Annotated in this window: 13 protein-coding genes; 10 read left to right on the top strand and 3 right to left on the bottom strand. The window is 41.8% G+C overall.

The features are described 5' to 3' along the window. Nucleotides 1-2: 2 nt before the first annotated feature. The 3 genes from gmk to QOL76_RS16580 are packed head-to-tail and all read right to left on the bottom strand — an operon-like array spanning nucleotide 3 to nucleotide 1,458. Nucleotides 3-575, bottom strand: coding sequence for a guanylate kinase (gmk, locus tag QOL76_RS16590; protein WP_283414101.1), 573 nt, complete (start codon nucleotides 573-575; stop codon nucleotides 3-5). Between the two features lie 2 nt (nucleotides 576-577). Continuing rightward, nucleotides 578-850: an anti-sigma factor gene (locus QOL76_RS16585; protein ID WP_283414100.1), complete on the bottom strand. Its 273-nt coding sequence runs from the start codon at nucleotides 848-850 to the stop codon at nucleotides 578-580. Between the two features lie 14 nt (nucleotides 851-864). Further along, nucleotides 865-1,458: a sigma-70 family RNA polymerase sigma factor gene (locus tag QOL76_RS16580; RefSeq protein ID WP_283414099.1), complete on the bottom strand. Its 594-nt coding sequence runs from the start codon at nucleotides 1,456-1,458 to the stop codon at nucleotides 865-867. Between the two features lie 123 nt (nucleotides 1,459-1,581). Here QOL76_RS16580 and QOL76_RS16575 point away from each other — a divergent pair, with 123 nt between their 5' ends. From QOL76_RS16575 to QOL76_RS16530, 10 genes are all read left to right on the top strand, one after another. After that, nucleotides 1,582-2,421 carry a lysophospholipid acyltransferase family protein gene (locus QOL76_RS16575; RefSeq protein ID WP_283414098.1) on the top strand — a complete coding sequence of 280 codons (840 nt, stop codon included), beginning with the start codon at nucleotides 1,582-1,584 and terminating at the stop codon, nucleotides 2,419-2,421. Nucleotides 2,422-2,553: 132 nt separating this feature from the next. Continuing rightward, nucleotides 2,554-3,393, top strand: a complete 840-nt coding sequence (locus tag QOL76_RS16570; protein WP_283414097.1) for a lysophospholipid acyltransferase family protein — start codon at nucleotides 2,554-2,556, stop codon at nucleotides 3,391-3,393. A 151-nt stretch (nucleotides 3,394-3,544) separates the two neighbouring features. Next, nucleotides 3,545-5,815: an ATP-dependent helicase gene (locus QOL76_RS16565; protein WP_283414267.1), complete on the top strand. Its 2,271-nt coding sequence runs from the start codon at nucleotides 3,545-3,547 to the stop codon at nucleotides 5,813-5,815. Nucleotides 5,816-5,880: 65 nt separating this feature from the next. Then, nucleotides 5,881-6,549, top strand: a complete 669-nt coding sequence (locus QOL76_RS16560; RefSeq protein WP_283414096.1) for a DUF4290 domain-containing protein — start codon at nucleotides 5,881-5,883, stop codon at nucleotides 6,547-6,549. Beyond that, entirely contained in the window at nucleotides 6,549-7,853 is a 1,305-nt protein-coding gene (murA, locus tag QOL76_RS16555; protein WP_283414095.1) for a UDP-N-acetylglucosamine 1-carboxyvinyltransferase, read from the top strand. The genes QOL76_RS16560 and murA overlap by 1 nt, the downstream gene beginning before the upstream one ends. A gap of 178 nt (nucleotides 7,854-8,031) precedes the next feature. Then, the gene (locus tag QOL76_RS16550; protein WP_283414094.1) at nucleotides 8,032-8,229 is read left to right on the top strand and encodes a glycosyltransferase family 61 protein; all 198 of its coding nucleotides are present in this window, start codon (nucleotides 8,032-8,034) and stop codon (nucleotides 8,227-8,229) included. A gap of 79 nt (nucleotides 8,230-8,308) precedes the next feature. Continuing rightward, nucleotides 8,309-10,027 (top strand): IlvD/Edd family dehydratase, encoded by a 1,719-nt coding sequence (locus QOL76_RS16545; RefSeq protein WP_283414093.1) that lies wholly within the window; start codon nucleotides 8,309-8,311, stop codon nucleotides 10,025-10,027. Nucleotide 10,028: 1 nt separating this feature from the next. Beyond that, nucleotides 10,029-10,790, top strand: coding sequence for an SDR family NAD(P)-dependent oxidoreductase (locus QOL76_RS16540; protein ID WP_283414092.1), 762 nt, complete (start codon nucleotides 10,029-10,031; stop codon nucleotides 10,788-10,790). Further along, a complete protein-coding gene (locus QOL76_RS16535; protein WP_283414091.1) occupies nucleotides 10,783-11,457 on the top strand; it encodes a hypothetical protein in 675 nt (224 codons plus the stop codon). Before QOL76_RS16540 ends, QOL76_RS16535 begins: the two co-directional genes overlap by 8 nt. After that, nucleotides 11,447-12,238 carry an SDR family NAD(P)-dependent oxidoreductase gene (locus tag QOL76_RS16530; protein ID WP_283414090.1) on the top strand — a complete coding sequence of 264 codons (792 nt, stop codon included), beginning with the start codon at nucleotides 11,447-11,449 and terminating at the stop codon, nucleotides 12,236-12,238. Before QOL76_RS16535 ends, QOL76_RS16530 begins: the two co-directional genes overlap by 11 nt. Nucleotides 12,239-12,241 lie beyond the last annotated feature (3 nt).

Genomic DNA, 12,241 nt, shown 5'->3' with positions numbered 1-12,241 from the left:
ACTTACCTAGCTAAAAATTCGCTGACCAAATACTCAGCTTCTGCGCTTGACTTTGAGAATTCGTCATTTACTACAGTGACATCAAACTGGGGTTCAAACTTGGATTCGAATTCCGCTTTGAATAAGCGGCGGGAAAGTGATTCTTCGGATTCCGTTCCTCTATCACTGAGTCGGGTTTTGAGCACTTCCAAGCTAGGTACTTTCACAAAAATCGCCAACGCCTGCTCTCCGAAATATTTTTTCAAGGCTAATCCACCTTTCACATCCACATCGAAAATAACTGCTTTACCTGAATCCCAGATACGTTGGATCTCTTCTTTCAGTGTACCGTAGAAGTTACCGGCATAGACTTCTTCCCATTCTATAAATGCGTCTTCGTCTATTTTCTTGATGAATTCCTCCTGAGAGAGGAAGTAGTAATCTTTGCCATGAACCTCATGTCTTCCCCGCTTGTCGCGTGTACAGGCGGAAATAGAAAATCCCAAATTTGGGATATTTTGGATCAAATGCTTGACTAACGAAGTTTTGCCTGATCCAGATGGGGCGGAAAAAATAATGGCCTTTCCTTGGGTCATGACTATTTAATATCCTGAATCTCTTTGCGAATACGATCCGCAAGTTCAGTAGGTACAGCGTGTTTAGTGCATTTTGTCTTCAATACATCGCGGATAGCCTGCTCCAGGTGGTAATGTTCAAAACACGGTTGACATTTGGCCAGCTTTTCCTTCAAGACTTCCTTGCCAGAATCTTGCAGCTCACCGTCCAAAATACTTTCTAGCAGTTCGAAGCATTTGCTCTCGTCACTGCATTGCATCTTTCGCTCTCCAGATGGGTTGTCATTCATTTCCATGGGTAATTTTTTAATTATTCCTCCTCGTCCGTATTATATCCCATATTATGGGCATATCCTTGAAGCTTCTCTTTCAATAGATTTCTTGCGCGGTGCAGTCTGGATCTCACTGTCCCAATAGGGATATCCAGAATCTTGGCCATCTCTTCGTAGGTAAAACCTTCCAAATCACACAGGATAATTACCGTACGAAAATCTACCGCCAAACTATTCAATGCATTAGAGATCTCATCACCAAGCATATCTTTGACAGATTCTGCCCTGAGATCACTAGTACTTTGGTAGTGAACGTCATCCGAGTTGTAATAAGTTTCAACTTCCTGATAATCTACCTTCGTGGGCTGCTTTGATTTTTTCCGGTACTCATTAATAAAGCTGTTTTTCAGGATTCTGAAAAGCCAGGCTTTGGCATTCGTACCTTGCTCAAATGAGTTGATAAACCGATAGGCTTTCAGGTAAGTATCCTGCACAAGATCTTTGGCATCATCTTCATCGAAGGTGAGCCTGTAGCCAAAATTGTACATGGAGTCTATGTGTGGCATAAACTCACCATCGAAGATGGCATTTTTCTCTTCCTGAGAATATTTTCTGCGCTGAACTTCCGACATAAGCTCCAAAAGTAACAATTGGGTCAATTTATAACTAGAAAATGAGAATAAATCGAACGCATTCGTTTTAAAAAGCGTTCACAAATCTTCTAAATACACGCACTAACTTTAGTCTTAGCCGAGATGTTTATACTTAGACTCCTCTCCAGATTGCCTTTATCGGTACTATATATTTTTTCAGACATCCTTTACTTAATAGCTCGATATGTAATTGCCTACCGCAAAAAAGTCATCGACGAAAACCTTCTTTATGCATTTCCTGAAAAAACTCCTGCTGAAAGGAAGTTGATCCGAAACAAGTTCTACAGAAATTTTACCGATGCTTTTTTTGCTGAGACATTCAAGATGCTGACGATTTCCGAAAAAGAGCTTAGGAAAAGATTTCAAGTAGTTAATCAGCACTTGGTGGATGAACCAGTAAAAAATGGTAAAAGCTCCCTCATGATGGCAGGCCATGTCTTTAATTGGGAGATGGCAATTCTAGGAGTTGCATTAAATACCGAAGTGACTGCTGAAACAGTATATTTAAAGCTTAACAACCCCTTCTTCAACAAACTAATGTTGGCGATCAGGACTCATTTCGGAGGTATCATGACCGAGAAAACGGCCTTCAGGCGCAGCATGATTACCATGAGAAACACCCCAAGAATTGTCCATCTCGCTGCCGATCAGCGACCTCCCGTGTCGGACAGTCGCTATACTAAGAAATTCATGAATCGAAATGCATTGTTTTTTGAAGGTGGAGAAGTACTTGCAAAAAAAATGAATCTACCGGTATTCTATGGTCAAATGACCAAAATAAAGCGAGGTCATTACCGTTTCGAATTCTCAGAACTTGCAAAACCGCCCTATGATGATCATGCCCCACATAGCATAACAGATGAGTTTAGCAGAAGACTTCAAGAAAACATCGTCTTGCAACCAGACCTATATCTGTGGAGTCATAAGCGCTGGAAATTGTAATGGTCAGCAAAGTTTCATTATGAAGAACTGAAGGCAGATGGATTACTTATGCTGACAAAGTTTTAGAAGAAGAAATCGGTTGATTTCCTTTTCTTTGTAAAGAACTCATCAGCTTGATATCCCTAAACCCAAATGACCTTTGTAATAAGGCTAATTTCTTTCTTACCTCTTTCCTTTCTATACCTCATCTCTGATTTACTTTATTTGGTAGCAAGATTTATTCTTCGTTACAGAAAGCAAGTAATTGATGAAAATTTGAAATTTGCTTTTGCGGAAAAGTCAGAAAAAGAGCGGATTAAAATCAGAAATCGATTTTACCGTAATTTCACCGATTCCTTGGCAGAGACTATCAAACTGCTGACAATCTCTGAACGAGAGTTTGAAAAAAGATTTCAGATGGTCAATACACATTACCTAGATGAAGTGGTCAATTCCGGCACATCTGCCTTACTGGTTTCAGGTCACTTATTTAACTGGGAAATGGGCGTAATTGGTATCAACCAGGCCGTTCAGGCACCCGTTGAAACAGTTTACCTGAAAGTCAATAATCGGTTCTTTGGTAACCTCATCAATACTATTCGGACACATTTTGGCGGAATAGTTACAGAAAAAAAGGCTTTTCGGAGGACCATGCTTACCTTAGCAAAATCACCAAGAATAGTATTACTTGGTTCGGATCAGCGTCCGCCGAGTTCGGAAAAAAGATACAAAAGGAACTTCTTACATAGACCTGCTGTCTTTTTTGAGGGCGCAGAGTTTCTCGCAAAGAAAATGAACCTCCACGTCGTCTATGGTAAAATGACCAAAATCAAAAGGGGGCATTATCGCTACGAAATGATCAAATTAGCTGAGCCACCATTTGATAAGATCTACGAACACAGGATCACCGATCAGTTCTGTGACATGTTGGAAGAAAACATTAGACTTCAGCCGGATCTTTATCTCTGGAGTCACAAGCGATGGAAAATTTAATTTCTGAATTGCAAGGACTTTTCCGCCGTGGCGGATTGAAAAATTGAAAGATTGGAAAATTCCCAAACACTAACTTTAATCTCAAATCTTGATACTAGCTACTTGATACTCACTCATGATTCTTGTATCTAGTTTCTTGCTTCAAAACAAAATGGATTACCTCGATAGTTTAAACCCAGAGCAACGACTCGCTGTAGAGCATACGGATGGACCCGTTATGATCATCGCTGGTGCTGGTTCGGGCAAAACCCGTGTACTTACTTACCGAATCGCCCACCTGATATTTGCCAAAGGAGTAGATGCCTTCAATATTTTGTCATTGACCTTTACCAATAAGGCAGCGGCTGAGATGCGCCATCGAATTGAGACAGTTGCAGGACTGGAAGCTAGAAATACATGGATGGGAACATTTCACTCCGTATTTGCAAAGATTCTTCGTGTGGAAGCTCCAAAAATCGGCTACCCTTCCAACTTCACGATTTACGATTCAGACGACTCCAAGTCACTGATCCGTACGATTGTGAAAGAAATGCGTCTTGACGACAAAGTTTATAAAGCAAACGCAGTACTCTCTCGAATTTCGGGAGCCAAAAACCGCCTGATCACTTGGAAAGTATATCAGGATGATCCCTTTGTGAAAGCAGACGATGAAGCTGCCATGAAACCGAAAATGGGAGAAATCTACCAGCGGTATCAGGATAGGCTTTTCAAAGCCGGAGCGATGGATTTTGATGATTTGCTTTTCAATACAAACATCCTTTTCCGTGATCATCTGGATGTATTGAATAAATATCAGCAACGCTTTAGGTATGTCATGGTGGATGAGTTTCAGGATACAAACCTTTCCCAATATCTCATCACTAAAAAGCTGGCGGCTGTCCACCAAAACATCTGTGTGGTAGGTGATGATGCACAAAGTATCTATGCTTTCCGTGGAGCGGATATCCAGAACATCCTCAATTTTGAGAAAGATTATCCTGATCTATTTGTGGTAAAACTGGAGCAAAACTACCGATCTACCAAAATGATCGTAGATGCTGCGAACTCTATCATTGAAAAAAATAAAGCCCAGCTTAAGAAGAACGTCTGGACTTCAAACGGTGACGGAGATCAAATTGAATTAGTCAAGGCTAGTACCGACAGTGAGGAAGGGAGAATTGTCGCCTCCACGATTTTTGAAGAGCGAAATACCAAAAAACTCAACAACAGTGATTTCGCGATCCTCTATAGAACCAACTCCCAATCCCGAGCTATAGAGGAAGCCCTTCGCAAATTGAACCTGACGTATAAAATCGTAGGTGGACTTTCTTTCTACCAAAGAAAGGAAATTAAGGATCTGATGGCCTACATGAGATTCACAGTGAACCCCGTGGATGAAGAAGCTTTCAAAAGGATTGTAAATTATCCAAAGCGCGGAATTGGAGATACATCGGTGGACAAGATTCTAGTCGCAGCATTTGATCACGATATGCAGCTTTGGGAAGTAGTGCAAAATGCACACAGCTTCATCGGAGGTAGAGCCGCCAGTCAGCTGGATGACTTTGCAACGATGATCAAAGCTTTCAAGATCGAAGTAGAACGCAAGGATGCTTTCGAAGCAGCAAGTAGCATAGCAAAGCAAAGTGGCCTGCTGCGTGAGCTCTATGAAGACAAAACCATAGAAGGTCTGAACCGCTATGAAAACGTCCAGGAATTGCTCAATGCCATCAAAGAATATGTGGACAATGAAGAGAATGAGGACAAGAGCCTTGGTGCTTTCCTTCAGGAAATCGCTTTACTGACGGATAATGACCGTGACAAAGACACCACAGACGCCATCACCTTGATGACAATTCACTCTTCAAAAGGATTGGAATTTAAGCAGGTTTTCGTGGTAGGAATGGAGGAGGATTTGTTCCCCTCACAGATGATGATGCAAAGCCGCGAAGATCTCGAAGAGGAACGAAGGTTGTTCTATGTGGCCACGACCAGGGCGATGGACAAATTATATTTCACCTATGCGCTCACGCGGTATCGCTACGGCAGGTTGCTGAATTGTGAACCAAGCAGATTCCTAGAAGAAGTATCCCCTGATTGCATAAAGGTTAGTAAAAAGGTATCTTCGAAAGAAATGCCAGGCGCATTCCGAAAAGAGGGAGTACCAGGGGCATCGGAGTCTTCCTCAGGTTATATAGGAATCAAGAAGAAGCCAGAAACCAGAATGCCTACGGCAATGAAACTGCACACACCAAGTCCTGATTTCAAGCCTTCCAACACGAACAATCTTCAGGCTGAGCAATTGGTAGAACATCCAAAGTTTGGCTTTGGAAAAGTTCAAAAGATTGAAACAGAAGGAATTAACCGAAAAGCAACGATTCAATTCGAGCATTTTGGCGAGAAAACATTATTACTTAGCTTTGCGAAGCTCAGAATTATAGACTAATCACCTGCTCCCCTGCCTTTTGGTAATTTTTTCATTACCTTAATTAGCGCAAAACGGGATGCAACATGGAGCCACTAGAACTTGACAAACAAAAACTAATTTTGAAAGAATACGGCAAAAATATTCAACGCCTCGTTGATCATATCACGGCGATTGAAGATCGTGATAAGCGTACCCAAAGCGCATATACAGCAATTGAAATCATCAAGCAATTGAACCCATCTTTGAAGCAGGAAAATGACCAGAAGCTTTGGGACGACTTGTACATCATGTCTGATTTCAAACTGGAAGTCGATGCTCCTTTCCCTATGCCGGAAAAGGAATTATTGGGAAAAAAACCATTACCAATAGGCTATCCAAAAGGGGAGGTAAGGTTTAAACACTACGGACGAAACATCGAAAAACTCATCGAAGGCGCAATCAAACTCGAAGATGATGAGGAGCAGGAAGCTGCTGTTATTTTCATCGGCCAATTGATGAGAAGCTTTCACTCTACTTGGAACAGGGAAAATTTTGACGATGCTATAATCTTAGATGACATTAAGACGTTATCCAAAGGTAAATTGCACATCGACCTTGAGAAGGTACGAGAAAACGGTTTGTTTGAGTCCAACACACATAGGGACTTCAAGCCACCTCGTCAGGAAGAGCGCTCAAACAATAAAAACAAGCGATCTAATCATAATAATAAGCGTCGCTCAAATAACGGACACAACAAAAAACGTAGAAATTAATGGGGTCATTTCGGGTCAATGGTGGAATTAAACTCAAAGGAGAAATAATTCCTCAGGGAGCAAAAAACGAAGCACTTCAAATTCTTTGCGCAGTTCTCCTCACACCGGAGAAAGTTACTATTGAAAAAATCCCAAATATCGTAGATGTCAATAAGCTCATTGATTTACTGAGCGATATGGGCGTGAAGGTAACCAAAGAAGGCGCAGAAACTTATACTTTTCAAGCTAACGAAGTCAACCTTGACTTCATGGAAACAGAAGAATACCTCAAAAAAGCATCTGCTTTGAGGGGCTCTGTGATGCTTTTGGGACCTTTGCTGGCTCGATTCGGGACTGGAAAACTATCCAAGCCAGGTGGAGACAAAATCGGTCGAAGAAGAATGGATACGCACTTCACAGGTTTCCAAAAGCTTGGGGCAAAATTCAACTACGACGCCAAAAACGAGATTTTCCACATAGATGGAAAAAAACTAAAAGGCTGCTACATGCTTCTGGACGAAGCATCGGTAACCGGTACAGCCAATATCGTGATGGCTGCCGCTATGGCTGAAGGTACTACTACAATTTATAACGCAGCTTGCGAGCCATATTTGCAACAGCTTTGTGACATGCTAAATCGCATGGGGGCAAAAATTTCTGGTGTTGGATCTAACCTTCTTACTATTGAAGGAGTGAAAAAATTGGGAGGCACCACGCATAAGATGCTTCCTGATATGATCGAAATTGGATCTTTCATTGGTCTAGCTGCCATGACTCAATCTGAGATTACGATCAAAGACTGCCAAATCCCTAGACTTGGAATCATTCCGGAGACTTTCCGTAGAATGGGAATCCAATTGGAATTCCGGGGAGACGATATTTTCGTTCCTGCTCAGAAGCATTACGAGATTGAGACGTTCATTGACGGATCTATCCTAACAGTAGCAGATGCTATCTGGCCCGGATTCACTCCGGATTTGTTGAGTATAGTTTTGGTTACAGCTACTCAGGCAAAAGGCACTGTACTTGTACATCAGAAGATGTTTGAATCTCGCTTATTCTTTGTGGATAAATTGATCGACATGGGTGCGCAGATCATTCTTTGTGATCCACATAGAGCCACTGTAATTGGTCTCGACAGAAAAACTGAACTTCGCGGTATCAGAATGACTTCGCCAGATATCCGAGCGGGCGTGGCATTGCTTATTGCTGCTCTTTCTGCAAATGGGACATCCATCATTGATAACATCGAGCAGATTGACAGAGGGTATCAAAATATCGATGACAGATTAAGAGCTCTAGGAGCAGATATCGAAAGAATCTAATACATACCATCCGACTTCATAGTCGGATGGATTTTTTATACTAAACTTAGTTTTGTTAAGCCTTGCTACAAGAAGTTATCGTCAACAGAAATCCTCCCCTTAATCTTCGTACTGAAGATTAAGTAATTCAATACTTCTCGTATCACTTCATGGAGCAGCTTTGACCAATATGCTTTTCATGCCAGAGCATAGTAGTGTTGTTGAGCTTAGAAATCAAGGAGACGATACTACTCAGTGTTATTTTAATTTAGCAAATGCCTTAAGGCTAAGGTATTATTACACCCTAAATCAAGGTGATTCAGAAGATACTATTATGACTGATTTCAAAATAGATCTTATTGCTTTACAAGAAGTTATTTCTCAGATGCCAGATTAATTACCTTACAATCTTCTTTCATTTCTTTCCTTTGCAAAATTTTTGGTAAATTCTGGCTCGAAAAGCCAAAACAACCTATATGTCAAAGAAAAAACTCCGGAGCCAAGATTGGTACGGACGCACAGGAAAAGACGGAATTATCTATCGTTCCTGGATGAAAAACCAAGGATTTCCTCACCACCTTTTTGAAGGAGACAAGCCTGTAATCGGAATATGCAATACTTGGTCCGAGCTTACTCCCTGCAACGCACATTTTAGAGATCTAGCAGAAGCGCTGAAGCGCGGCATCTGGGAAGCCGGTGGGTTTCCACTTGAATTCCCCGTTATGTCATTAGGTGAGTGTTCTGTCAAACCTACTGCTATGCTTTTCAGGAATCTGGCCAGCATGGATGTGGAAGAAAGTATCCGAGCAAATCCTATGGACGGCGTGGTTCTCATGTGTGGATGTGATAAAACCACTCCATCCCTAGTTATGGGAGCGGCATCCGTTGATATTCCTTCTATTGTTCTTTCTGGAGGACCGATGTTAGTCGGTCGTTATAAAGGAAAAAAAATCGGAACATCAGATATCTGGCGATTTGCCGAAGAGTTCAAACTCGGAAAAATGACCCAAGATGATATGATAGAAGCTGAAGCATCTATGTCTCGCTCAGTGGGGCATTGCGCACCTATGGGCACAGCATCTACTATGGCTGCCATGGTCGAATCACTTGGCCTCTCACTTCCAGATAATGCAACGATCCCAGCGGCGGATTCCAGACGAAAAGTCCTTGCTCACATGACCGGTATGCGGATCGTTGAAATGGTGAATGAGGACTTGAAAATGAGCAAAATCCTCACTCGCAAAGCTTTTGAAAATTCCATTATGGTGAATGCAGCTTTGGGGGGATCAACCAATTTCATCTTGCACCTCACTGCGATCGCCAAGAGAATCGGAGTAGATGTTGACTTGACTGATTTTGATAAATTTTCGTCGATGATTCCGCTGATTGCTAATGTGCAGCCATCCGGCGAGCACTGGGTAGAAGACCTATTTTATGCTGGAGGCCTCCCGGCAGTAATGAAAGAAATAGAAAAACATTTGCATCTCGGAGAAATCACAGCAAATGGTAAATCTATCGGAGAAAACTTTTCTAAAGCTCAATGCTACGATAGAAATCTAATTGGGACTTTCGAAAATCCAATTAAACCAGACTCAGGAATCGCAGTGCTGAAAGGAAATCTTTGTCCAAATGGTGCTGTCATCAAGCCCTCGGCAGCCACTCCTAGCCTATTGACCCATACAGGTCGAGCTGTTGTTTTTAATGATATTGATGATTACAAAGCTAGAATTGATACTCCGGAGCTGGATATAGATGAAAACTGCATCATGGTAATGAAAAACGTTGGACCAAAAGGCTATCCTGGAATGCCGGAAGTTGGCAATATGGGATTACCTCAAAAGCTCCTTGCCAAGGGTGTCAAAGATATGGTCCGCATTTCAGATGGAAGAATGAGTGGAACAGGTTATGGTACCGTAGTACTCCATGTATCGCCTGAGTCAGCTATCGGCGGACCATTGGCATTAGTCCAAACTGGAGATATGATTGAGCTAAATGTCCCTGCTAGAACCTTAAACCTGATGATTTCTGATGAAGAATTTGCAAAGAGAAAAGCAGAATTTAAACCACTTAATTTGCCATATGAGCGTGGTTATGTCAATCTATTTTTAGATAAAGTCAACCAAGCTCATGAAGGTGTAGATTTTGACTTCCTCCAAGGCAGTTCAGGCTCAGAAGTGAAACGGGATTCTCATTAAAATGAAACCCAGAAAAACCGCTATAATCACCGGAGCAGGTCAGGGAATTGGATTAGCAATTGCCGAAAAACTTGCTTCCCAAAGCGTGAATATCATTATTAATGACCTTGAAGAAGGACTCATTGCTGAAGCCTGCAAGAGAATTAGTAGTGCTCACGGGGTACCAGCCATTGCTATTGCCGGAGATTCTAGTGCTGAGGAAGTGATAGAAGAATTGATACAGACAGCCATAACCAATTTCGGTTCGGTTGATATTGTAATAGCTAATTCAGGGATCACATTATTTGGACCCTTCTTGGAGTATTCCAGAGCAGATTTTATGGAAGTGACTAGAGTAAATCAACTAGGCACTTTCTTCCTAGCTCAGGCTGCTGCCAAGGTGATGAAAGAGCAGGTAAATGGTGGAGTTTTGCTTTTCACCTCTTCGGTCACAGCACATCAAAGCCATGAAAATCTCGCTGCCTATGCAATGAGTAAGGCGGCGATAGAAATGCTCGCCAAGAACTTAGTACTCGAGCTTGCTCCATTTAAAATCCGAGTAAACACTATCGCTCCAGGGGCGACAGTTACTAACCGGACAAAACTCGACCCAGACTACGAAAACACTTGGTCAGAAATCACTCCACTAGGTAGGCCGGCTCTGGCACAAGATATTGCCAGTGCAGCAGCGTTTTTGGTTTCAGACGAAGCAAATCATATCACTGGACAAACACTCATTATTGACGGTGGCTGGACAAGTGTAAGCCCATCGCCCTATGCCTGAAAATCACCAAATATCTTTAAAGAATCAGAAACTTTATAAAAAAGCGTCTGCACCATGGAAATTAGAGGGTGAGGGAATTATTTTGGTTTATAAATTTTCAGAAAAATGGTTGGAGAATCACGGAGATTTACCCGATCATTTGAAAGGCAACTTTAAAGGAGGTTTGGGTTACCTGATGTTAGTTAATTATAAATCCTCCCCAGTAGGACTATACAAGGAACTGCTTTTCATACCAGGGAAATTTTCACTTTATAATAAGCAGTCAATTACCAAAATCTATGTGAGTACAGAAGTAAGTACTCAAAATGGCCGGTCAAATTGGGGAATCCCAAAGCAGACTTTAGCAATTTCTTGGGAGAAAAATAAGGGTAAAGAACTGATTCAGGTAACGGACGGTGACAAAATTGCTTTCTCCTGCGAAGTGAATTTTGGTGGAATTCCTTTTCCACTTTCAACAAGTTTTTTGCCAATAGATCTACATCAGCGTTGGGATGGGGTAGATTTCTTTACGAAGCCTTCCGGTCATGGATGGGGAAAGCTTGCCAAAGTTAAAAATATAAATAGCGACCCAGATTACTTTCCTGATCTTACTTCTAAGAAACCATTGTTCGCAGTAAAAATCAGCCCTTTTCATATCGAATTCCCTAAAGCGAAGTATGCTGTATAAACCATTTACAGAAGCTCATATTATTGTCACTGGTGCTGCTTCTGGGATAGGGAAATCACTCGTAAGGCAGTTAACACCTTCTAATCCTGAGATTCTGGCAGTCGATTTTGACTTGGCAGGTTTGGAGAAATTGAAACGTGAACTTCCAAAGCTCCATATTTTACAAGCTGACCTTGCTGACAAATCTGGCAATGAAAAGATTTTAGAATGGGTCTCCTCTAGGTGGGAACGAGTGGATTTTTTCTTTGCAAATGCCGGAAAAGCTCAGTTTGCTCCAGCAGAGAATCAAAACTGGAAAGAAATGGATCGCCTTTTCCAACTCAATGTCCACAGTCCGATTCAAATTGGAATGGCAATTCGAGAGCTTTTCCCTGGCGCAAAATTTCGTCTAATCATTACCGCTTCGGCCATGTCATTCTGGACTATTCCAGGATACAGTTTGTATGCGGCCACTAAATCCGCTTTACTACAATGGGCACGAACCGTATGGCTGGAGAAAAAAGGACACTGGCTCACCTTAGTTTTTCCCATTGCAACTAAAACCCAGTTCTTTGAATCTGCTGGCAAGGATATTCCAATGGCTTACCCCATACAATCCCCCAGCTGGGTAGCTACGGTGATTCTGAGAGGAACAGCTAAGGGAAAGCGAAGAATCTTCCCCTCTCCTCTTTTTCTCAATATGCTGGTTTTAAATCGATTTTTCAGATTCATCAGAACCCTATATCAACGCTTTGAATACCAGAAGTATAAAAAGTGGCTAAAAAAACAATCTGAAACTTAAGTC

It is taken from the genome of Algoriphagus winogradskyi, from assembly GCF_900182815.1.
Taxonomy (GTDB): Bacteria; Bacteroidota; Bacteroidia; order Cytophagales; family Cyclobacteriaceae; genus Algoriphagus; species Algoriphagus winogradskyi.
Note: the sequence above shows the minus strand (reverse complement) of the source record. Positions and strands in the feature narration are given on the sequence as shown.

Bases quoted from the DNA above. Each gene is read 5' to 3' on its own strand.
- gmk (WP_283414101.1), bottom strand. From the start codon at position 575: ATGACCCAAGGAAAGGCCATTATTTTTTCCGCCCCATCTGGATCAGGC.
- QOL76_RS16585 (WP_283414100.1), bottom strand. From the start codon at position 850: ATGGAAATGAATGACAACCCATCTGGAGAGCGAAAGATGCAATGCAGT.
- QOL76_RS16580 (WP_283414099.1), bottom strand. From the start codon at position 1,458: ATGTCGGAAGTTCAGCGCAGAAAATATTCTCAGGAAGAGAAAAATGCC.
- QOL76_RS16575 (WP_283414098.1), top strand. From the start codon at position 1,582: ATGTTTATACTTAGACTCCTCTCCAGATTGCCTTTATCGGTACTATAT.
- QOL76_RS16570 (WP_283414097.1), top strand. From the start codon at position 2,554: ATGACCTTTGTAATAAGGCTAATTTCTTTCTTACCTCTTTCCTTTCTA.
- QOL76_RS16565 (WP_283414267.1), top strand. From the start codon at position 3,545: ATGGATTACCTCGATAGTTTAAACCCAGAGCAACGACTCGCTGTAGAG.
- QOL76_RS16560 (WP_283414096.1), top strand. From the start codon at position 5,881: ATGGAGCCACTAGAACTTGACAAACAAAAACTAATTTTGAAAGAATAC.
- murA (WP_283414095.1), top strand. From the start codon at position 6,549: ATGGGGTCATTTCGGGTCAATGGTGGAATTAAACTCAAAGGAGAAATA.
- QOL76_RS16550 (WP_283414094.1), top strand. From the start codon at position 8,032: ATGCCAGAGCATAGTAGTGTTGTTGAGCTTAGAAATCAAGGAGACGAT.
- QOL76_RS16545 (WP_283414093.1), top strand. From the start codon at position 8,309: ATGTCAAAGAAAAAACTCCGGAGCCAAGATTGGTACGGACGCACAGGA.
- QOL76_RS16540 (WP_283414092.1), top strand. From the start codon at position 10,029: ATGAAACCCAGAAAAACCGCTATAATCACCGGAGCAGGTCAGGGAATT.
- QOL76_RS16535 (WP_283414091.1), top strand. From the start codon at position 10,783: ATGCCTGAAAATCACCAAATATCTTTAAAGAATCAGAAACTTTATAAA.
- QOL76_RS16530 (WP_283414090.1), top strand. From the start codon at position 11,447: ATGCTGTATAAACCATTTACAGAAGCTCATATTATTGTCACTGGTGCT.